Annotated in this window: 1 pseudogene; it reads left to right on the top strand. The window is 53.2% G+C overall.

Going from position 1 to position 389, the window contains the following annotated elements:
• A pseudogene (locus tag Q9291_RS14195) lies at positions 1-389 on the top strand (IS3 family transposase); the annotation flags it as partial.

Here is a 389-nt window from a genome sequence, read left to right as displayed (position 1 = left end):
TTGGACAACTATCGTTGGAGAATGATTTTTTAGAAAGCGCGCTCACCAAGGCGGGACTGCTGAGCGCAAGACGATGATAGATCGCACCCACTCAATGCCAGTCGTCAAGCAATGTCAGTTGCTGCAATTGTCTCGCTCCACGGCCTACTACCAGCCGGTGGAGATTTCAGAAGAGGATTTAGCCGTCATGCGCCGCATGGACGAACTGCATTTGGAATATCCATTTGCGGGCAGCCGCATGCTACGTGATTTACTGCGCCGTGGTGACTATCCTACCATTGGACGCAAACGGGTGCAGACGCTGATGCGGCGCATGGGGATGGAAGCCATTTACCGCAAACCCAACACCAGCAAGCGACATCCCAAGCATCCAGTCTATCCCTATCTGT

Source organism: Methylophilus aquaticus (genome assembly GCF_030769565.1).
GTDB lineage: Bacteria > Pseudomonadota > Gammaproteobacteria > Burkholderiales > Methylophilaceae > Methylophilus > Methylophilus aquaticus.
This window is presented reverse-complemented; position numbering and strand designations above follow the sequence as displayed.